Genomic DNA, 21,013 nt, shown 5'->3' with positions numbered 1-21,013 from the left:
TTAAAAGATCAATCCTCCACCATCAACAGATAATGTGGCACCGGTTATAAAGGACGCGTCAGCTGAAGCTAAAAACAGAATCGCTGACGCAACTTCTTCTGGATTTCCAATGCGTCTTAGAGCATTTGATTGAGAGATCGCCGACCATTTCCTCTCATCCTTCTTCCAACCATTGATGATGTTCGTATCAATAATTCCAGGCGCTACTGCATTCACCCGAATATTATCTTTTCCATACTCCAGGGCTGCGTTTTGTGTCAGAAGTATGACACCACCTTTTGCCGCATTGTAGGCTGACACGTATTTACGGCCCTTTAAACCGAGAAGGCTCGATACATTCACAATTACACCGTCTTTTTTCATCAGTTCAGGTACGGCATACTTCATTCCCAGAAAAATGCTTTTTAAGTTTGTGTCCAATACGGCATCCCATTCGTTTTCTTCCAGATCAATGCTCCTGACTTCCGACTGTCCGATTCCTGCATTATTGATAAGGATATCGAAACCTCCGAAATGTTCTACCGTTGTATGTACGAGGGATAGAATGCTTTCACTTTCCCGCACATTCGTTTTGACAAAAAATGCACTTCCTTTTTTTTCGTGAATGAGTCTAACCGTCTCTTCACCACTCGCATCATCCAAATCTGCTACGACCACAGCAGCACCTTCTTCTGAGAACCTTAGGGCTGTAGCGCGCCCAATTCCTCCGCCTCCACCCGTAATAACGGAAACTTTCCCTTGTAATCTCATCATCATCTACCTCTTCCTAGCTCTCTACAGGAAAAGCTTTTTCGTGTTTTCTCATTTCCAATTTTGCCAATTGAGCACGGTGTACTTCATCTGGTCCATCAGCAATCCGCAGTGTACGGGCATTTGCCCATTGAGCTGCCAACGTGTAGTCATCCGATACACCTGCTGCCCCGAACGCTTGAATGGCCCGGTCAATCACGCGTAACGCCATGGAAGGAGCCACCACTTTAATCATGGCGATTTCCTGTTTAGCTGCTTTATTGCCGACGGTATCCATCATGTAGGCTGCTTTCATCGTGAGAAGACGGGCTTGTTCGATTTCAATTCTTGAATTCGCAATCCATTCTCTTACGACCCCTTGACCGGCCAGTGCATTTCCAAACGCCACCCTACTTTGAACACGCTTACATAATTCTTCAAGGGCTCGTTCCGCCGCACCAATTAAACGCATGCAATGGTGAATCCGGCCGGGACCTAATCGTCCCTGTGCAATGGCAAATCCTTTTCCTTCTGCCCAAATCATATTTTCAACGGGGACTCTTACATCGGTAAAGGTGACTTCTCCGTGCCCATGGGGAGCATGGTCGTAGCCGAATACAGGAAGCATACGCTCTATTTTTACACCTGGAGTATTCAATGGGACAATAATCATTGATTGCTGTTCATGACGACTCACTTCTGGATCGGTTTTCCCCATCAAAATTGAAAAACTGCATCGAGGGTCCCCGGCGCCTGATGACCACCATTTCTTCGCGTTAATGATGTATTCGTCTCCATCCCGAATGATACTCGCCTTAATATTCGTTGCATCGGAAGACGCGACATCAGGCTCCGTCATAGAGAAACAAGAACGGATATCACCATTTAGAAGTGGGATAAGATACTGTTGTTTTTGAGTGGGGGTTCCATAACGTTCCAACACTTCCATATTCCCTGTATCAGGAGCATTGCAATTAAACACTTCCGGACCAATCAGGGATCTCCCCATGATTTCACAAAGAGGGGCGTATTCTACATTATTGAGCCCGGCCCCATATTCGCTTTGAGGAAGAAATAGGTTCCATAATCCCCGTTTCTTCGCTTCGGCTTTTAATTCTTCCATGATTGTGGGAACCCTACTCCAACGGGTTTCTTGCAAATTGAGCTGCTTTTCATAGAGGGACTCGTTCGGATACACGTATTCTTCCATAAAACGAGAGAGTCTGTTTTGATATTCTTGTACTTTTGGAGAATAGGAGAAATCCATTTCATCCATCCTTTCTTAACTTGGAACAATCAATTTAAGGGAGTGGCTACGGTTACATGGCAGACGATCCACCGTCTACGACGAGCACTGAACCAGTGACAAAATCTGATGCACGAGCCGCCAGGAAAAGTGCTGCTCCTTTTAGATCATCTTCGGTACCGAATCGATTTAATGGTGTGCCGTTTAAAATGGCTTCTCCTGCATGAGACAGAATTCCTTTTGACATTTTTGTTGGAAAGAATCCCGGTGCGATTGCATTCACATGAATTCCTCGGGATCCCCATTTCACGGCTAGATCCTTCGTGAAATTGATGACCGCTGCTTTACTGGTACTATAGCCAATGGCATCCATATAACGTGGGTCTGTACCTTGAAGACCTGCTACGGAAGCGATATTAATGATTTTTCCTTCCTGTTGCTCAAGCATCAATTTCCCTACGGCCTGTGACATAATAAAAGTACCATTTACATTCACATTGATAACTTTATGCCAAGCCTCAAGAGGCATTTCTTCTGCAGGTGCCCCCCAGGAAGCTCCACTGTTATTCACTAAAATATCAATGCGGCCAAACACCTTCTTCGTTTCATCTACAACACGCTGTACGTCTTCAGGATTAGTGACATCACACTTCAATGCCAGTGATTGGACACCTATTCCTTCTAATTCCTTCTTCACGTCTTCACATGCTTCAACGTTTCTCGAGCATACTACAACGTTTGCCCCCGCTTCAGCAAACCCGGTAGCGATTTGTTTTCCCAACCCTCTGCCTCCACCAGTCACAAGGGCAACTTTACCTGATAAATCAAATAATTCATTCACATGCATGTTCGTGCCTCCTCATCTTTACAGCATTTCATTCACATACCTAAGATACTAACCGGTTGGTATGTTTAATTCTATAGTAAAGAATATAGTCTGAATTTTCAATCAAAATTACTGAAAATAAATAAATTTATTTTCATACAAAAGAAAAACTGACTCACATATGAATGAGCCAGCCCTCTTGTTTAAGCTTCTGCTTCAATGATTTCTTTGTTATACGTTTCGTTATCCAAATCCCCTGACACTTTACTTGTTATGATTCCAGATGTCATTGCACCACTCACATTCACTGCTGTTCGCCCCATGTCAATCAAAGGTTCAACAGAAATCAATAGACCCGCTAACGCTACTGGAAGATCCATGGCGGATAGAACAAGGATAGCCGCAAATGTAGCTCCGCCTCCAACACCTGCAACACCGAAGGAGCTAATGGCCACCACTACGATGAGCGTAAGAATAAAGGAAGGGGTTAATGGATTAATCCCTACAGTCGGTGCAATCATCACTGCAAGCATGGCAGGATACACACCTGCACAACCGTTCTGACCGATGGATAACCCGAAGGATCCCGAGAAGTTGGCAACCCCTTCTGAAACCCCCAATTTATTCTTTTGTGTTTGAATGTTAAGTGGCAGTGTTCCGGCACTGGATCTCGACGTAAAAGCAAATGCTAATACAGGAAATACTTTTTTCATATAAGTGACCGGATTTAAGCCAGCAAGAGTAAGCATGATTAAGTGAATGGCAAACATGATAATCAAGGCCACATAAGATGCTCCAACAAATTCTCCAAGCTTCATGATGGCATCAAAATTACTTAATGCTACTGTTTTAGCCATGATGGCCAACACACCGAATGGAGTGAGTCGTAACACCAAAGTCACAATTCTCATCACTACAGCATAGACGGAATCAACGATCTTCTTGAAGAATTCAGCAGCCTCAGGCTCTTTGCGCTGAGCCCCCAAGTAAGCGATACCGATGAAAGCAGCGAAAATCACGACAGCGATCGTCGAAGTTGATCTTTGTCCCGTAAAGTCCAGGAACGGATTCGCAGGTAAAAGCTCGAGAATTTTTTGAGGATAACTCTGACCTTCTAAAGATGTTGCTCTCTCCTCTAATTGAACACCCCTTGCCGCTTCTGCATCTCCTTGATCAATCTGGATCGCTTCCAAGTCAAAAGCCACGGTCGTAGCAATCCCGACTGCTGCAGCAACGGCTGTTGTGCCTACCAGCAATCCAATGATCAGTACAGAGATCTTCCCTAAATTATGAGAACGTTTCAATTTAGTGAAGGCCGAAATTATCGACACAAACACTAAAGGCATGACAATCATTTGCAGTAGTTTAATATAGCCGGTCCCGACGATGTTGAACCATTCAATCGATTGTGTGACATTTTCATCCCCGGCCTCATAGACCCACTGTAACCCAAGGCCAAATAATATCCCCAGCGCCAGTGCAGTAAACACCCGTTTTGAAAACGAAACATTTTTCCTTTGCATATAAAGTAATACACCAATGAGAACAAGAAACACCAAAATGTTTAACAAAACAAACCAGACATTCATTCTTACCCCTCCCTCTTATCGTTGATGATGATACATGTTAGACCGAGGTCTACTGTATAGTATGATAAAGAAGAAAGAGATATGAGGAAGTAGAAGATAAAATTTCCCAAGCTCCTGGATCAATTACAATGCTAATCCCCCAATCGAATGGATTGAGCCAGTCGTTTTGTTTGGCCCGGATGCTTTGAAATCGCAGAAATGACGGCAACCCCGTCTGCTCCAGCTTCCAATACCTGATAGGCATTACCTGGATGGATTCCTCCGATTCCGACAAGAGGGGTTGTGATTCCACCTGTTCTAATGGATTTAATCACCCTTGGACCCTTGACTTTTCTGCAGTCCTTTTTTGTAAAGGTCGGAAACATGGGTCCAACACCGAGATAATCTGCTCCGAACGATGTAGCAATCCTTGCCTCCCTCAGATTATGAGCTGAGACACCCAATATTTTGCTGCCTATTTTCTTTCTGACCGTTTCTACATTTCCATCCTCTTGTCCTATATGTACTCCATCTGCATTCATCGAAAGGGCAAGTTCCACATCGTCATTCACAATAAAAGGAATGCCATAATAATGACACAATCTCTGAAACTCTTTAGCCATTTCCACTCTCTTCTCACCCTCTAAACAAAAGGGACCTTTTTCACGAAATTGAAACATGGTAATCCCGCCCGAAAGAGCTTCTTCCAATACTTGAGCCGGATGATTCTCACAATTAAGGCTGCCCATCACAAAATATAACTGCAGACTTTTCCTCAGATTCATACCGTCAGACCTTCTTTGTAAGCCCAATGATTTGTTGGACCATGTTCACTCCCAATGCCCAATGAGTGTCCGATTGCTGTCGTGATGAAATTTTTAGCTATAAGCACTGCATCATAGACAGTATGTCCTTTTGCTATTTCTGCCGTTATCACCGCTGAGAATGTACACCCTGTTCCATGTGTATGCGGAGTGTAGATTCTTGGGCTGCTAAACTCATAAAATTTCTTTCCATCAAACAGAAGATCAGCTGCTTCTGACGATCGAGATTGATGTCCGCCCTTGATCACCACATTTTCAGCCCCCATTTGGAACAATATCTCAGCCACTTTTTTACGGTCAGCATCAGTGAGGATATCATGCCCGGTAATGGCCTCGGCTTCAGGAATGTTCGGCGTGACCACAAACGCAAGGGGAATCAATTCATTGATTAAAGCGTTAACGGATTTCCTCTCCAACAAAGATGCCCCCCCTTTGGCTATCATGACAGGATCCACAACAAGCTTCTTCCAGGAGCGTGATCGAACAAAGTCGGCAACGTGAGAAATGATGTCTCCGTTTACCAGCATGCCGGTTTTAATGGCTTGGGGAGGTAAATCTTCAGCAATCGAGGTTAATTGATCAATAACAGCCTCTGCTGATAATGGATACACGCCTTGTACACCTCTTGTATTCTGTGCCGTCACTGCTGTGATGGCAGACATTCCATAGACGTTCAGTTCCTGAAAGGTCTTGAGGTCTGCCTGGATTCCAGCCCCTCCGCCACTATCCGATCCGGCAATCGTTAATGCTTTTTGAATCATACTGATCTCCTCCCTTTACCCCAAATAACGATGATAAATCGTTTTTGCTTCCCTTATATCTTTTGTTCCGTGAATGAGGGTACGCCCATCACGGAAGAGTACGATTCGATAAGATTCAACCTCGAATGAAATCAAATAAGGATTTCTATCTACTGGTTTTCCCTGAAGTTCTAACGATTTTGATCGTTCAATAAGATCGACATCATGCTGTACAGCTGGACGGATCTGAACTGAATCCCTTCCACAAAGGACGGCTGTTTTGATTTGATTTTCATACTTTAGACTTGGGAATGTGCGATGCTGTCCACATGAAGGGCATCCATCTTTTTTCAGCTTCCTTACATCCATCGAAGTATGCTCATTTCTCCATAAATCAAAAGAAACCACCCTATGACTCAGGGCATCAATGTCTCCTACTAAAAGTTTTAATGCCTCGGTTGATTGGAAAGCGACAACCATAGATACAGCAGGATTGATGATTCCCGCTGTATCACAGGTTAAACCTCCTATCGGAACACGCTCGATTAAACAATGAAGGCATGGAGTGATTCCAGGAAGAATGGTGAATGAGATGCCATAACTCCCAACACAAGCCCCATAGATCCAGGGAATGGAGTATTTTTGAGATACGTCATTGATGATCATTCTCGTATCGAAATTATCCGTTGCATCGATGATAAGATCTACGCCCCTGGCAAGTCTCGTCATCTCTTCAGGCATGGCATCGAGTATATGCCCTTCGATTTTTACAGTTGAATTAATCGCTTGGAGTCTTTTTTTTGCCGCTACAGCTTTTGGAAGTCGGTTTCTTGCATCTTCCTCGTTATACAGCTGCTGACGTTGTAAATTACTCCACTCTACATAATCACGATCCACAACCGTCAACTTCCCGACACCTGCACGCACAAGGGCTTCTGCATTGCCTGTTCCCAGTGCTCCTGCCCCGATCAGCAACACATGTTTATTTCTTATTAACTTTTGTCCCTCTGTTCCGATGGGGTGAAACAGCGTTTGTCTTGAATATCTATCTTCTATCAAACACTCATCCCCTCCATTGGGCTGCTTGCTGTTGCATAACGTTTTTTCGGAATTCTTCCCGCCTCATATCCGAATCGTCCCCCTTCAATCGCAAGCCTCATAGCGTTCGCCATCATAACGGGATCGTTAGCCGAAGAGACGGCTGTATTGAGCAATACAGCATCAGCCCCGAGTTCCATTGCAAGGGCTGCATCTGAAGGAGAACCAATTCCGGCATCCACAATGACCGGTACCTTTGTTTGCTCAATAATGAAACGGAGATTGACTGGATTGATGATTCCCTGTCCAGATCCTATCGGGGAAGCGCCGGGCATGATGGCATGGGCCCCTAACTCTTCCAATCGCCTTGCAAGAACAACATCGTCAGACGTATAAGGAAGCACTGTAAAGCCTTCTTTTATTAATTCTTCTGTTGCTTTCAGTGTTTCGACGGGATCGGGCAGCAACGTTTTATCACATCCGATCACTTCTACCTTAATCATGTCACAAAGCCCTGAAGCTCTCGCTAATTGTGCATGTCGAACCGCTTCCTGAGCACATTTAGCCCCTGCTGTATTCGGTAATAATGAATAGTTTTCAAGATTCAGTTTTTCTAAGAAATTAGGTTGACTAGGCTCAAAGATATTCATGCGCCTTACCGTGAACGTAAGAATTTCTGCACCGGAAATCTCGACAGCTCTTTTTTGAATATCAAAATCAGGATATTTTCCCGTCCCTAGTAAAAGTCTTGAATGGAATGTGTACTTTCCGATTTTCAACATTTCAACCGCCTCCTACAAATTGGACTAACTCTAAGATATCCCCATTTTTCACTTCGGTGATCTCATGCTCCTGTTTTTCAAGGATGTTTTGGTTCTGTTCAACGATAATCATTCGATTTTCCAGGTTAAAATGATGAATCAATTCCAATACTGTTGAAATGGATTCCGGCACTGTAACCATCTGTCCGTTAATTCGTAATTTCACAGTATCAACTCCTTACGTATGAATGTAGGGGATGGAATTCCTTCCCCTCTATCAGGTCTGCCATCAATACTCCTGTAATGGGAGCCAGGAGTATGCCATTACGGTAATGCCCCGTTGCAATGGAAAGTCCTTCCCATTCCTCACTTCTTCCCATAAATGGCACCCCTTGTTCTGTTTGCGGCCGTATCCCGGCCCACGCTTTTTCCCACTTGGCATCAACTAATTCTGGAAGAATGGTTGTGGCCAAATGCATAAGGTTCATTAATCCACCTATGGTAATGGTTTCATCGAAGGTATGGGGGTGCTCTGTTGCTCCGATTAACAGACGCCCACCAACTTTTGGAACAATATAGCAGCCTTCTGTGAAGATGGTCCGCTCCACCAGTTTTCCGGGTACCTTAACGGATAAGCATTCACCCTTGACTGGATAACTTCTGAACTTCATTTCTAGTCGTTCCATGAGGAATTGACTCCAAGCACCGCCCGCTACAATCGTTTCGTCTGCATAATAAACACCTTTAGACGTCCTGACTCCAGTGATTTTGTTACTCTCTTTCAAAAAATCATAGACGTCTGTATATTCACTAATTTCTGCACCCAGCATGATTGAAGCCAAACCTAAGGCTTGTGTAAGCTTTGGTGCTGAGACGTTTCCATCCTTCGGAATATATAATCCCCCTGCCACATCTTTGGAAAGATGAGGTTCATAGGTAAATAGAGTGTTGGGTGAAAGCCATTTAACTTGTTCCCCTTGTGATATCAAAGAGGCTGTTTCTACTAAATCCTGTACTTCCTCCTCCGTTCTCGCCAGTTTAATCATTCCATTTTCAACATATTCAATGTCCATTCCACTGATTTTTTTTAAATCCTTTGATAAGGAAGGATACATATCACGGCTAGCCTTCGCCAGATGATACAAAGGACCGTTCCCCTTCAATTCGGTTTGAACGCCGAGCATGCCTGCAGCTGCTTTCGATGCTTTTCCTGCCAGCCTATCTTTCTCAATCAGGAGAACTTTCTTTCCTCTTTTGGACATTTGATAAGCAATGGAGCAGCCTATCACCCCTCCACCCACAATCAAAGCGTCATACCGTTTTATCAACCTGCATCACCTCCTATGTAATTGTTTGTAATAAGATCGTGCTGCTTCTAATGGATCCTTTGAAAGCAAAATGCCTGATAATACAGCGATCCCTTTTGCTCCGGTTCCCGTAATCTCACATACACGTTGAGGTGTGACGCCCCCTATGGCAATAGTGGGAATCGGAACGGTTTGAACCACTTTTTCTAAGCTTGCTACACCTATGCCAGGCTTACCTGGCTTCGAAGAGGTAGCATAGATATTTCCATAGAGCAGGTAATCCGTTCCGTTTTCCATTGCCTGTTGTGCTTCTTCCAAGGAATGGACAGAAGCTCCTATTTGTATGGAAGGAAAAGCACTCTTCACTAAGCTGATATCCGCACTTTGATGGCCAAGCTGCACCCCTCTTACGTGCTTCATAAAGGCAATGTCTGCCCTATCATTGACACATAATTTCGTTAATGGGACTCCTGCTGCTACTAATCGATCAATAGCCACAGTCATTTCTTTCCCCGTCCACTGCTTTTCACGAAGGTGGAGCACGTCGAAGTATGGATAAATGGATTTAGAAATTTTCACTAATTCTTCCAATGATTGTTTTCCTGTTGAAATCACATGTAAATGTTTCCTCGTTTCAGTTCCCATAGCGAACATCTCCCGCAGGTAAAATGGGTAGATGGGTAGAAAAATAATAACTGAGCACAATCATGAAGAGAATGCTCCCCAAGAAATATCCATCATATTTCGAAAAGGTTACTCTGTAGTAATAGGTTCGTTGCCTACTTCCTTTAAAACCCTTTGTTTCCATGGCGACGGCAATTCTGTGAGCTCTTCTGATGCTCTGAGCAAGCAGGGGAATGGAATACGATTTCATTTTATGGAATAAGTGCTTTATTCCTTTCTGTTCTTCAACTCCCCTGACTCTCATGGCATTTCGAATCGTGAAGAATTCTTCAACCATAATGGGGATTAATCTGAATCCTGCCATAAAACTATACGCGTACTTAGGTTTTAATCTCAGTTGCTGCATGAGAGAGTAGAAAAGCTTCACCGGTCTCGTTGTAAGAGCAAATATTAGCCCTAAAATAGCGAATACGATGGTACGCAATCCAACATGGACTCCCCGATAAAAACTCTCTTCGGTAATGTGGATCAATCCAAATTTTATCCATGTTGTTTCACCTTTCCCAAATAAAATCATTGATGAAGCTGTAGAGATGAAAACAATGAAAAAGGGTAGAATCATTAAACTGACCGTTCTATATGAATACCCTGAGAACACCCATAACAGGAGAAAAAAGAGTAAGCTCAAATATAGCAACCAGTTAAGATAATGAATAAAAAGCAGGAATACAAAAAGCCCGATCAAGGTCATTAGCTTGAAGCTGGGATTGATTTGATGAAGCCAGGTTTCTCTATGCTCGAGTTCTATATTCATATTGCTTTACTACCTGCAATCCCATTATAGAAATCCTGGGTGAGACGCCCATTTTCAATTACCCATATTCTGGATGCAAAGTGAGTAATGATATTTTCATCATGTGTCACCATCAGAATGGTAGATCCTTCTTTTTGATAGTCTTGAAGCATCTCGAGTAGTGCAAACGTATTTTGGGAATCCTGGCCAAAAGTCGGTTCGTCCAATAATAGAATGTCTTTATTCCTGACAAGGGAAGCTGCGACACTTAATCTGCGTTTTTGCCCCATGGATAAATGATAAGGATGATGATGTTTGTATGGATCAAGCTTGAATCGCTTCAATAATGCATGCACCTTTTCCTCCACTCTTCCTTCATCCATTTTCTTGAGCCGATAGGTATACGCAACTTCATCAAACACACTGTGTGTCACAAACTGAAACTCGGGATTTTGAAAGACAAACGTACACTCCTCTGGAACATTCTTTCCTTTTACCTGTCTTCCATTTATTTCATATTTTCCGGTCGTTTGGATGAATTTCATGAGACTGTGAAGTAATGTTGATTTACCGGCTCCGTTCTTTCCGGTGATTGCAATCCATTCACCTTTAAGGCTGACAGCATTTTGAAGGTGAATCTTCACCTCTTTTTGTACATACCCTTTGAAGCTTTCCAGTTTTATACTCTTTTTTCCAAACGGGGCAACCTTCTCCGGAGGGTGGGAAGAAAGATAATCTTTCCACGCTTCCGGATACCACACTCCTTCTGATTTCAATGTTTCCCTGAAATTTGATAAAATGTGAGCCTTTGGACCATCCGCCACTATCCTTCCGTTAGCATCGAAAAGAATAATGCGATCAATGATCTCCAGTACGTGACTCAGCTTATGCTCAACGATAAGTAACGTTTTATCCTTACATGTCGTTTTCACTGTTTCCCATACAGATTTTGTACTCTCTTCATCCAACATGGCTGTAGGCTCATCCAGAAATAGCGTATGGGGATGGACCGCAAGTGCGGAAGCAATGGCCAATTTTTGCTTCATCCCACCCGAAAGAGTGGAGATTTTGCTATGGGTATTTCCCAGCTTTAAATTCACTTTCTTTAACAGTTCTTTAATTTTCACTGGCATTTCGTCCCTTGGAATTTGGAGGTTCTCTAAAACAAAGGCAATTTCCTCATCAACATAAGGCATACAAAATTGAGCGTCCGGATCTTGAAAGACATACCCGAAAGAATCAGGTCGTTTAATCGAGTCAGCTTTCATCGGTACATCTACCGAGTGGGGTATCACACCAGATAAGACCTGGAGGAGTGTGGATTTTCCACACCCTGATGGACCTAATAGCAATACTTTTTCCCCGTCTTCTATCGAAAGGCTTACGTCTTTAAACATCAAATTCTCTGAACCGGAAAACGTAAGGCGCAGATTCTCAACATGCATCGGCCTTCCCTCCTTTACTGATTCAATGCATCATAATCTTTTTGATCTGCACTTCTGACCAAACTGGTTACCCCCGTTTTCTCCAGAGCCCTAACCAGATAAAAGGCACCAATGCCTGCAATCACGATAGATCCTATTAATCTGGCACCAATGAAAAGTGATAAATTCCACAGAACCAAGTCTCCCATGTACCCTTTAAAGTAGTCCATCAAGATAGATCCAAGTGCTGAGCCCACAGCAGCAGTACAAATGACGATGACATCAAAACGCTTATAGCGGGTGATAAGAAAAATCAACTCTGCAAACAAACCTTGAATCAGACCGAATAGTAATACCTCAAGCCCCCATTCACTTCCCATGAGAAATTCCCCTGAAGACGCTGCAATCTCGGCCAGAAGTGCGACGCCAGGTTTCCGAATGATTAAAAATGCCACGGTTGCCGCCATGAACCACATGCCATAGATCAGTTGGTCAGCATGCAATCCAAATGGCTTTAACAAGTTGTAAACCGGTCCCCAAAGCTTATATATAATTCCAAAACCTATTGAGATGACGACCGTTACTAAAATGTCTGTCAGTTTTAATTTAGACATGTATTCTACCTTCTTTACCTAGTGATGTCTGAAACGGCCACTTCTCCAGTGTGTATGCCATTTCCCAAAATTGTAATTCATAAATGCTGCTCAAAATGAAGTTCTCTTTCATTCTTTCCTTATCCGTTTCGGTCATCGTTTCTGCCAATCCATCCAGTCGATGAATTTGTTCTTCCACTAACTCCCGAAACCATTCTCCACCATAAGCTGCAATCCACTCCTGATAAATACCTTCCTCAGGTGCACATGATTTCAAGCGCTCACCGATTTCATAATACAGCCAGTAGCATGGGAGTATGGCTGCCAGGATATCTGCGAGACCTCCATACTGTGCAGAACGATACATATGTGACGTGTAGGCATATGCAGTAGGTGCCGGTTTGAATTGCTGCTTTTCTTTTTCTGTGATCCCCAAACGATTCGAGAAATTTTCATGAAGTGAAAGCTCTGCTTCATTCGTTCCTACAGCGTGTGTTGCCATTCTGGATGTAGTATGTAAGTCTGTCGCTTTTGCTGCACCAAGTGCCTGCACCTTTGAAAAGTGGGAGAGGTAATAGGCATCCTGCAGAATGTAGTATCTGAAGTTTTCAAGGGGGAGGGTTCCATCTCCGATCCCTTTAACGAAAGGATGGTGAAAACTCGCTTCCCAAATTTCCTTCACTTCGTTTCTTAAGTACGTTGTAAATGACATAATATCTTTCTCCTTTTCCAGACGACCCGAAATGGGCAACAAAAAAAGCCACTTTCATTATGCATACCGCATACAGAAAGTGGCTTGAGATCAGCTTGATAGAATACGATTCTATGTGACCGTCAAACACCACTTCCCTACGCTGGTCTCAACCAGATCAGGTTCAAAGGGTCTTAAAGTCACACTTTAATCTCAGCCTTTTAGAAGGCACCCCTAGTGGATCGTCCTATGAAATTTTGTATTCGTTGTTATCGTACCACGATTCTTTTACTTGTCAACACCAAAAAGAAAACCTTTCATCATTTTTTCATTTGGCCTTTCCATAAAAACCTATCATAGCAAAGGATACCCCCTTTGTAATTTAAATGAAATTCCTTTTAGAATAAAGCACTTGTAAAGCAAAATTAAGTGTCTGTTACAAATCTATAAATATACAAACCATAGATTAAGTAATTACAACACTAAATAAAAGTGGGACGGACCTCCAAGTTGGAGGTCCGTCCCAACACATCATTTAAACCATCCTTTTTCTTTTGATTGAGTGATGGCTTCGATTCGATTTTTAACTTCAAGTTTGTCGAGAATGGTTGAGATATAGTTTCGGACGGTACCCGTTTTGAGGCTGAGTTCATCGGCTATCTCCTTCGTGTTTTTCCCGTCAGCAACCAGCTCCAACACTTCTTTTTCACGGTCTGTAAGGGGGTTCTCTTCACCATACACATCATCCATAAGCTCTGGTGCATAAATTCTTTTACCATCCATCACCAGGCGGATCGAGTTGGCCAGTTCTTCACTTGGACTATCCTTTAACAAATACCCTTTCACCCCGCCTTTTAATGCGCGTTGAAAATAACCGGATCTTGCGAAAGTGGTGAGAATGATCACTTTGCAATCTTTACCCTTTAATTCTTCTGCTGCTTCAAGTCCCGTTTTTTTCGGCATTTCTATATCCATGATACAAATATCCGGCTTCAGCTCGTGGACGAGGGCAATGGCTTCTTCTCCATTGTCGGCTTTCCCTACCACTTCCATATCATCCTCCAAGCTAAGTAACGAGCCTAAGGCACCTAATAGCATTCGTTGGTCTTCTGCAATAACAATTCGAATCATTCCATTCTCTCCCTGTCTGTTTGCTTGATTACTTTCGGCACTCTCATAATCAAAGTGGTCCCATTATCGGAAAAAACGTCTAAGCTTCCATTTACAAATTCTAACCGTTCTCTCATTCCGATTAAACCGCTTCCTTTAGACTGTGTGTAATCTCTCTCGATTCCCATACCATCATCCTTCACTATGATGGTCATCTCTTTATCCGACTCTTCAATGCTGAGTTCACAGTGCGACGCCTTGCTGTGTTTGACAACATTCGTAACGGCTTCTTTTAGGCACATGCTCAAGATATTTTCAAGAAAGAGTGATGCTTGGGGCAGCATGACCTCATCATCCATCACGAAATCAATTTCCGCTGCCTTTAATAGCTGTTTGATCTGGACGATTTCGTCTTTTAGTCGAATACCCCTCATTTGCGAAACCATTGTCCTTACTTCACTTAAAGCGGTTCGCGCCGTTTGCTGAACATCCTTTAATTCGCTTCGGGCCTGCTCTGGATCTTTGTTTACCAATTTTCTGGCCAGGTCACTTTTCAGGCCGATAAGAGAAAGCTTTTGACCCAATGTATCGTGTAGATCACGGGCAATCCTCTGGCGTTCTTCCTGCTTGACCAAGTCTGAAATACGTTTATTAGCATCTTCCAACTGATCTTCGAGCTGCACCTGTTTATTTCGATTATAAATATTAAACGGCAATAGAATGACGCTTATCCAAATGATTAGAATAAAAGGAAATTGAGATAGAAATAATTCATCCTGTATAACAAAATTATAATTGATCGATGCTGTCGTTAACACCAGGTGAATGATATAAAGGGTTAAAAACGCCACCCGATTTTTTATATTCCCATTATAGTAGGCAATGTAAAAAGCAAAATAGATAAAATTAAATTGAATGGTCATGGTGATGGATATCGCGATTAAAATCGATGTCCATAAATAAACCGGCCAATCCTTTGAAATAAAAGCAAATCGTAAAGAAATAAAGAACATGATGGTCAGGGAAATCCCTACAACAATTTCGATCGTAGAGGAGGACTGAAAGATAAAATAAAATGGCAGGATGCTGATGATGCTCCATATGTAAGGGGAAATTCCTGAACCTTTTTGAATATTGATTAACTTTTTCGGCATTTGCACAATAAAATTACCTCTTTTACTTTGTTTTTTTAACTATGTAACCTATAGTATGACATAAATTATACCAATTTTCATACAAACGGTTTAAGAATTTCTCCACCGTATAGACAAGAAAATCATATAAATACTCCATTAAAAAATACTAATATTTCCGATTTTGAATCGCTTTTTGCTTCTGCATGATCTCATAGGATTTATGGATGATATCTGTTAAAACATCACCTTTGTAAACTCTTCCAATTTTCGTGTTTTGCTGATAGTATTCAACGATTTCATCCAATTTCTTGGATGTTTCCTTATCAACCCTTACATTAAGCTGTATTCTTCCTTGATCTGACAAGGTTCGCCCTCCTTTTCTATCTCTTTGTTAGCAACTGCTAGCACTTTGTTATCACTATTATAACAAACGCTATCAATTATATATACCGGCAAATGACCTAAAAAAAAGTTGATTCACTTTGAAAAAGCCCGAGCGTCAATCCGCCCAGGCTTTCCGTTCAATTCTATTTGTTTTCAATCGAGATTTTTACTGGTACGATATCTATCCTCACATTGAGATATGAATAATCATCTTTGTTTCCATCTTTATAACCCCAAAAGCCTTCCGTTTGATCTTCTTTTTTGAAAATCAGTTCGAATCCTTCATCTTTAGAAAAACTAAAGCTCTTTACTTCATCCTGTCCAAAGTTATCAAGAAGGCTATAGCTTAAATAGTTTGCAAGCGAAGGATGCGGCGTTAAGACTCCTGAATGGGGAACAGCTTTATATTCGTAGTATTCAGAGTCTTTTGTTGAAACCTTATGATCACTGATTGTATATTCCTTTGTATTTAAATTTAATTGATCACCTGAGGTAATTCATGATAAATGTACATTTTTATACGTATGAGTTGATTGTGAGAGATCTGACTGACTCAAATCTACTACTGAAACGCCGCCTCTACCTTTTACTTCAATGGTTTTCGCTTCGTTATCCACTATAATCGCCGTATCTTCATCGATACCATAGGCGAATTCATTTTCTTCTCCATGTTCAGCATTGGTTGCAATTAAACGCCCCAATCGTGCTTTTTTATCAAAGTGCTGATCCACGATACCATACGGGAAGAATCCTAATCCCTTCTCAAGATATCCAGGTCCGCCTTCTTGTTGAGACATCCCGTCATACGTATCTGTAAAGCCTTTTGATAGAGTCTCATAGCTTCCACCACCTGCGATCATCACATCGCTCATGATTGCAGCTCCTGCACTTGTACCGCCAATAACGGCTCCATTACGATAGATTTTCCAAATGCTTTCAAGAGCCATTGACTTCGATCCATCTTCGTTTAATAGGGATCGAGTGATATCCGTTTGATCACCTCCTACAAACCAAATGGCATCATACTCTAGAATCCTTTCTGCCAAATCCGGGTTATTCTTATTATCTCCCCACTGGGACTCGTCTTCTCCCGTCCCTTTAAAGTCATGATTGGAAATAGGAAGAATGTCGATTCTTTCTGTCGGAACACCATATGAGGAAAGATCCTCTTTAAATGCTTTTGATGATTTCAAACTGGAACTTGCTGCAGGGATAATCCCTATTTTCCCATTTTCCCCCGTACGATTAATAAATTCCTGGTACACTTCTTCATTGCTGCTCCCTAAAGCTCCCCCGACAATCACCAAACTTCCCTTTGTTTCAGGATCAAAGGAATTCTCAGGCATTTCTAATGTTGATTCCCTAAATTCTTGTGTCAGACGGTCTTTCTCATTAAATCGGACCGATACTGGAGAGACATCCATTTTCACATGCAATAAAGAGTAAGAATCTTTTTGACCATCCTGATAACCCCAATATCCGTTTGTTTCATCTGTCTGTTTGAATCCGAGCTCAAAACCATTACCTTCACTATCATAAAGGTAACTATGTACCTCACTTACTGCTTCATTGTCCACTAGGGAATACGACAGGTATTGGGGAAGTGTTCCATAGGATGATAGAACACCCGTAGCTGGAAGAGGCTTAAAGTTATAATATTCATAGTCTTTGGTTTCAACCTTATCCCCGCTCATCGTAAATTCTTTCGTTTTCGCATTAAGTTCATCACCAGGAGATAGATAACTAAGATCAACGTTCTTTATTTCTTTTCCTGTGGAAGTTGATTGTGCTACATCTATAACCGTGATGTTACTTCTTCCTAATACTGAAATCGTTTGTTTTTCGTTGTTAACCAACATCGCCGTATCTTCATCAATTCCATAGGCGAAGTAATGTTTGTTTGTTTCGTAATGGATGGCTGTAGCTACTAGTCGGCCAAGACGAGATCTTTCATTAAAATGTTGATCCACAATCCCCCATTGGAAGAATCCAAGCCCTTTTTCGATATATACAGGTGCATATTCTTCATCTGGATTGGATACGTCTTCCGTTATGAACTCTTGACGAAGACCTCCTAAACTGTCACCGCCTGTAATCATCACATCACTCATGATGGCTGCTCCGGCGCTTGTCCCACCAAGAACGGCTCCTTCCCGGTAAACATTCCAAATTTCATCTAAAGCTTTCGTGTTTTTCCCATTTTCCTTAACTAATGTGTCTGTGATCTTAAGTTGATCTCCTCCGACAAACCAAATTCCTGTCATCTTCTTGATTTTTTCTGTTATTTCTTTCTTTTGAGCATTATTTTTCCATTTGCTTTCGTCTTCCTCTGTACCTGAGAAATCGTGAGCAGATAGAGGAAGGATTTCAATTGATTTTTCATCTACTCCATACGACATCAAATCTTCCTTAAATTGATTTGATGACTTCAGAGAGCCTGAAGCAGAAGGAATGATTCCTATTTTCGCTTTCTTTTTACCCCCTGATAGTTTAATGAACTCTTCGTAAACAGCCGAGTTGCTGCTACCTAAAGCTCCTCCGACAATCACTAGATTCCCCTTGATGCTGCTCTCGTTTTCCTTGGCAAATACACTGGAAGTTGCCAAGCTGATTATAACTGTAAATACAGTCATAATAATGAATAGTTTCTTCGCTTTACCCCAATAACCATTCATCAACATTTCTCCCTTCTATTAATCTATTTTCTATTAATTATTATGCAATTTCCATGCCAACTCTGAAGTCTCTGAATTATCAGTCATATAAGAAGGAAAGGGTTAAAATTGGATGGTTATGGTGAGGTTATAAATGAACCAATAAAAAAACCTCTACATTCGTTTGGTTACGAATGTAGAGGGTGCAACTTATATCGATTACCCGATATTTTCCTCGCAATATGAAAGAAGGAGACTTTCTTCATCTTCTTCTAATTCAAAATCAAGATACGTTTCAGTGTTTCTTTCTACAATGGTCGACTGCACAATCCTGGAACCGTTCTCCTCTCGAACAAAAATGACTTTTATGTAAATACCCTGTTCTCTGTAAAGCTCATCATCCTCGGGTACTTCAATATCAAGAATAACTTCATATCGATCTCCATTTAGTATACCGGTAGGATCTTTCAGTTCCTCGGCACTATGACTTGTAATGTTCATTTTCTAACTTCCTTTCAATGTGAAACAAGTTTCTTTCATCATTCTATTATACACCTAAACCGGTGGATTTTAAAAACGTATTCCTCTATTCAGCCTCATAAGTAAATGAATGGGTTTGCTCCCCAAACTTCGTTATAATAGAAGTAGATACGAAGTTTAAGGAGAGAATGCAATGAATTCTAAAGAGATGCAAGAAAAAATCATTGAAAATTATCAAAAGGACGAGCATATGATGATCCTTGTGTTTGCGCAATGGTGTGTGAATCACGACCTTGACCCTGCAACCCTTTATCAGAAAGCCTACCCCAATCAAGGGGAAAATCCCGCATTATTGCAAGGAATTGACTTAACGGTCCCTAAAGAAGAGTCGGAAGAAATTCCCGACACGACTTTACTGGGTGTCCTCTCCCTATTCGGCAATGATGACCTGGCCCATGTCGTAACAGAAGAAATCAGCAAGCGTCCTGGTAATAAAGGATAACCATTAGAGGGACGGACCTTCACAAGGTCCGTCCCTCTATTTATATTCACATATTACTTTAAGCCTCATCCACCGTTTGAAGGAGAAGAAAAAGGAAATCATATATGAGCTCATAGACAGCAAGCATCGATAAACCTTCATGAAAATCCGGGTGATCGTTTAATGTGATGTTTAGATCCCATAATCCATCTTCCCCATTAAACAATAAGTCATACGACGATTCTCCTTGAAGCCTCCCTTCTAAATACTGGACAATGTGTGTACGATATTTTTTTTGGAGCTTCAATCCCAGCATCGCATCATACGTTCCGAACACATCATCCACTTCAAATGAAACAGCATCCACTCCAATCACATCAAACCAAACTGATTCGAGGAAGATGAACTCGTTCTTATGATCTTTTAAATAGCTGATAGGCTGATCAAGAAATGTGACAGGTTCATTTTTGATTAGTTCTTCTGTTTCCTTATTACAACGCTCGATGTAAGCATCTTGATAACGTGAACCCGACTCTGGAGAAGAGATATCGTGAGCATCCAGCAATCCATGCTTTACTGCATATTCTTTTTCCTGTTGAAATAAAGAAACGGTGCCTTTTGATTCTTCAATATACTGCAGCAATCTTTTTCGTAACATCCTTTACCCTCCGTAAATGTAATTTGCCTACTTATTGTATGTACTACTCTAACTCTAAGTATACAGGACAGTGATCACTTCCCAGGATTTCAGAATGAATTTCTGCACTCTTTATTGCAGGGGTTAAACGATTTGACACAATAAAGTAGTCAATTCTCCAACCAATGTTCCGTTCACGGACATTACTCATATAGGACCACCAACTAAAGGCATCATCCTTTGATGGATGTATATATCGAAAGCTATCGACAAACCCTTCCTGCAAGAGCATTGTCATTTTCCCGCGCTCTTCATCTGTAAAGCCTGAATTCCCTCGATTCGATTTGTCATTTTTCAAATCGATTTCGGTATGTGCGACATTCAGGTCCCCACATAGAACAACAGGTTTATGTTGATCCAAATCAAGAAGATATTTCCTTAAAGTATCCTCCCACTCCAGACGTTCACCGATTCTTGACAGATCTCTTTTTGAATTAGGGGTATATACATTCACCAAATAAAAAGAATCAAACTCACATGTGATGATCCTTCCCTCAGGCTCTATTTGGTCATCATTGAAACCATAAGAGACAGCCAGTGGTTTCATTTTAGTGAAAACGGACGTGCCTGAATATCCCTTTCGCATCGCATAGTTCCAATATTGATGGTATCCCTCTAAATCTAATGAGATTTGCCCATCTTGAAGCTTTGTTTCTTGAAGGCAAAAGATATCTGCGTCCATATGTTGAAAATAATCTAAAAATCCTTTTTTCACACACGCTCTAATTCCATTTACATTCCATGATACTAATTTCATATTAATCTATTTAACTCCTTTTCTCATAGCAATACCCTTTATTATCCTAACATAAAACCACCATTAGATATTTATTATACTGATATAACATATCATTTTGAACATTACTATTCTAATATAAATATGCCATTTCATTGGAACTTTCGCACA

At 41.6% G+C, this 21,013-nt stretch carries 23 protein-coding genes and 1 riboswitch; of the genes, 1 reads left to right on the top strand and 22 read right to left on the bottom strand.

Going from position 1 to position 21,013, the window contains the following annotated elements; genetic code table 11:
- The 20 genes from AC6CIB_RS01960 to AC6CIB_RS01865 form a co-directional block, all read right to left on the bottom strand.
- Positions 1-750 carry an SDR family NAD(P)-dependent oxidoreductase gene (locus tag AC6CIB_RS01960; RefSeq protein WP_498278614.1) on the bottom strand — a complete coding sequence of 250 codons (750 nt, stop codon included), beginning with the start codon at positions 748-750 and terminating at the stop codon, positions 1-3.
- Positions 751-766: 16 nt separating this feature from the next.
- Positions 767-1,996: an acyl-CoA dehydrogenase family protein gene (locus tag AC6CIB_RS01955; protein WP_498277667.1), complete on the bottom strand. Its 1,230-nt coding sequence runs from the start codon at positions 1,994-1,996 to the stop codon at positions 767-769.
- Between the two features lie 52 nt (positions 1,997-2,048).
- Complete coding sequence (locus tag AC6CIB_RS01950) at positions 2,049-2,822, bottom strand: SDR family oxidoreductase (protein ID WP_498277666.1); 774 nt, start codon at positions 2,820-2,822, stop codon at positions 2,049-2,051.
- Between the two features lie 182 nt (positions 2,823-3,004).
- A complete protein-coding gene (locus AC6CIB_RS01945) occupies positions 3,005-4,390 on the bottom strand; it encodes an L-cystine transporter (RefSeq protein WP_498277665.1) in 1,386 nt (461 codons plus the stop codon).
- Between the two features lie 131 nt (positions 4,391-4,521).
- The gene (thiE, locus tag AC6CIB_RS01940) at positions 4,522-5,154 is read right to left on the bottom strand and encodes a thiamine phosphate synthase (RefSeq protein ID WP_498277664.1); all 633 of its coding nucleotides are present in this window, start codon (positions 5,152-5,154) and stop codon (positions 4,522-4,524) included.
- Positions 5,151-5,954: a bifunctional hydroxymethylpyrimidine kinase/phosphomethylpyrimidine kinase gene (gene thiD, locus AC6CIB_RS01935; protein ID WP_498277663.1), complete on the bottom strand. Its 804-nt coding sequence runs from the start codon at positions 5,952-5,954 to the stop codon at positions 5,151-5,153. Before thiD ends, thiE begins: the two co-directional genes overlap by 4 nt.
- Positions 5,955-5,969: 15 nt before the next feature.
- Positions 5,970-6,989, bottom strand: a complete 1,020-nt coding sequence (locus AC6CIB_RS01930; protein ID WP_498278612.1) for a thiazole biosynthesis adenylyltransferase ThiF — start codon at positions 6,987-6,989, stop codon at positions 5,970-5,972.
- The gene (locus tag AC6CIB_RS01925; protein WP_426892746.1) at positions 6,989-7,753 is read right to left on the bottom strand and encodes a thiazole synthase; all 765 of its coding nucleotides are present in this window, start codon (positions 7,751-7,753) and stop codon (positions 6,989-6,991) included. Before AC6CIB_RS01925 ends, AC6CIB_RS01930 begins: the two co-directional genes overlap by 1 nt.
- A 1-nt stretch (position 7,754) precedes the next feature.
- Positions 7,755-7,958, bottom strand: a complete 204-nt coding sequence (thiS, locus tag AC6CIB_RS01920) for a sulfur carrier protein ThiS (RefSeq protein ID WP_498277662.1) — start codon at positions 7,956-7,958, stop codon at positions 7,755-7,757.
- A gap of 4 nt (positions 7,959-7,962) precedes the next feature.
- On the bottom strand, positions 7,963-9,060 hold the full coding sequence (thiO, locus tag AC6CIB_RS01915; protein WP_498277660.1) for a glycine oxidase ThiO: 1,098 nt from the start codon (positions 9,058-9,060) through the stop codon (positions 7,963-7,965).
- Between the two features lie 6 nt (positions 9,061-9,066).
- Positions 9,067-9,684, bottom strand: a complete 618-nt coding sequence (locus tag AC6CIB_RS01910; protein WP_498277658.1) for a thiamine phosphate synthase — start codon at positions 9,682-9,684, stop codon at positions 9,067-9,069.
- Positions 9,674-10,477 carry an energy-coupling factor transporter transmembrane component T family protein gene (locus AC6CIB_RS01905; protein ID WP_498277657.1) on the bottom strand — a complete coding sequence of 268 codons (804 nt, stop codon included), beginning with the start codon at positions 10,475-10,477 and terminating at the stop codon, positions 9,674-9,676. Before AC6CIB_RS01905 ends, AC6CIB_RS01910 begins: the two co-directional genes overlap by 11 nt.
- Positions 10,474-11,901 (bottom strand): ABC transporter ATP-binding protein, encoded by a 1,428-nt coding sequence (locus AC6CIB_RS01900; protein ID WP_498277656.1) that lies wholly within the window; start codon positions 11,899-11,901, stop codon positions 10,474-10,476. Before AC6CIB_RS01900 ends, AC6CIB_RS01905 begins: the two co-directional genes overlap by 4 nt.
- A 14-nt stretch (positions 11,902-11,915) precedes the next feature.
- On the bottom strand, positions 11,916-12,494 hold the full coding sequence (locus AC6CIB_RS01895; RefSeq protein WP_498277654.1) for an ECF transporter S component: 579 nt from the start codon (positions 12,492-12,494) through the stop codon (positions 11,916-11,918).
- The gene (tenA, locus tag AC6CIB_RS01890) at positions 12,487-13,185 is read right to left on the bottom strand and encodes a thiaminase II (protein WP_498277652.1); all 699 of its coding nucleotides are present in this window, start codon (positions 13,183-13,185) and stop codon (positions 12,487-12,489) included. The genes AC6CIB_RS01895 and tenA overlap by 8 nt, the downstream gene beginning before the upstream one ends.
- Positions 13,186-13,302: 117 nt before the next feature.
- Positions 13,303-13,410: riboswitch (TPP riboswitch) on the bottom strand.
- A 285-nt stretch (positions 13,411-13,695) separates the two neighbouring features.
- Positions 13,696-14,295, bottom strand: a complete 600-nt coding sequence (locus AC6CIB_RS01885) for a response regulator transcription factor (RefSeq protein WP_044336940.1) — start codon at positions 14,293-14,295, stop codon at positions 13,696-13,698.
- The gene (locus tag AC6CIB_RS01880) at positions 14,292-15,428 is read right to left on the bottom strand and encodes a sensor histidine kinase (protein ID WP_498278610.1); all 1,137 of its coding nucleotides are present in this window, start codon (positions 15,426-15,428) and stop codon (positions 14,292-14,294) included. The genes AC6CIB_RS01885 and AC6CIB_RS01880 overlap by 4 nt, the downstream gene beginning before the upstream one ends.
- Positions 15,429-15,576: 148 nt before the next feature.
- The gene (locus tag AC6CIB_RS01875) at positions 15,577-15,774 is read right to left on the bottom strand and encodes a hypothetical protein (RefSeq protein WP_498277650.1); all 198 of its coding nucleotides are present in this window, start codon (positions 15,772-15,774) and stop codon (positions 15,577-15,579) included.
- A 517-nt stretch (positions 15,775-16,291) separates the two neighbouring features.
- Positions 16,292-18,469 carry a cyanophycinase gene (locus tag AC6CIB_RS01870; RefSeq protein ID WP_498277648.1) on the bottom strand — a complete coding sequence of 726 codons (2,178 nt, stop codon included), beginning with the start codon at positions 18,467-18,469 and terminating at the stop codon, positions 16,292-16,294.
- A 198-nt stretch (positions 18,470-18,667) separates the two neighbouring features.
- Positions 18,668-18,949 carry a DUF6509 family protein gene (locus tag AC6CIB_RS01865; protein ID WP_498277647.1) on the bottom strand — a complete coding sequence of 94 codons (282 nt, stop codon included), beginning with the start codon at positions 18,947-18,949 and terminating at the stop codon, positions 18,668-18,670.
- Between the two features lie 172 nt (positions 18,950-19,121).
- Between AC6CIB_RS01865 and yxiS the strand changes: the two genes are divergently transcribed.
- Positions 19,122-19,430: a protein YxiS gene (yxiS, locus tag AC6CIB_RS01860; protein ID WP_498277646.1), complete on the top strand. Its 309-nt coding sequence runs from the start codon at positions 19,122-19,124 to the stop codon at positions 19,428-19,430.
- A 58-nt stretch (positions 19,431-19,488) separates the two neighbouring features.
- Here yxiS and AC6CIB_RS01855 read toward each other — a convergent pair whose 3' ends face one another.
- The gene (locus tag AC6CIB_RS01855; RefSeq protein WP_498277645.1) at positions 19,489-20,067 is read right to left on the bottom strand and encodes a branched-chain amino acid aminotransferase; all 579 of its coding nucleotides are present in this window, start codon (positions 20,065-20,067) and stop codon (positions 19,489-19,491) included.
- Positions 20,068-20,110: 43 nt separating this feature from the next.
- Positions 20,111-20,863, bottom strand: a complete 753-nt coding sequence (locus AC6CIB_RS01850; RefSeq protein WP_498277644.1) for an exodeoxyribonuclease III — start codon at positions 20,861-20,863, stop codon at positions 20,111-20,113.
- Positions 20,864-21,013: the final 150 nt, after the last annotated feature.

The sequence above is a fragment of the Rossellomorea sp. GQ25 genome (genome assembly GCF_059758515.1).
Note: the sequence above shows the minus strand (reverse complement) of the source record. Positions and strands in the feature narration are given on the sequence as shown.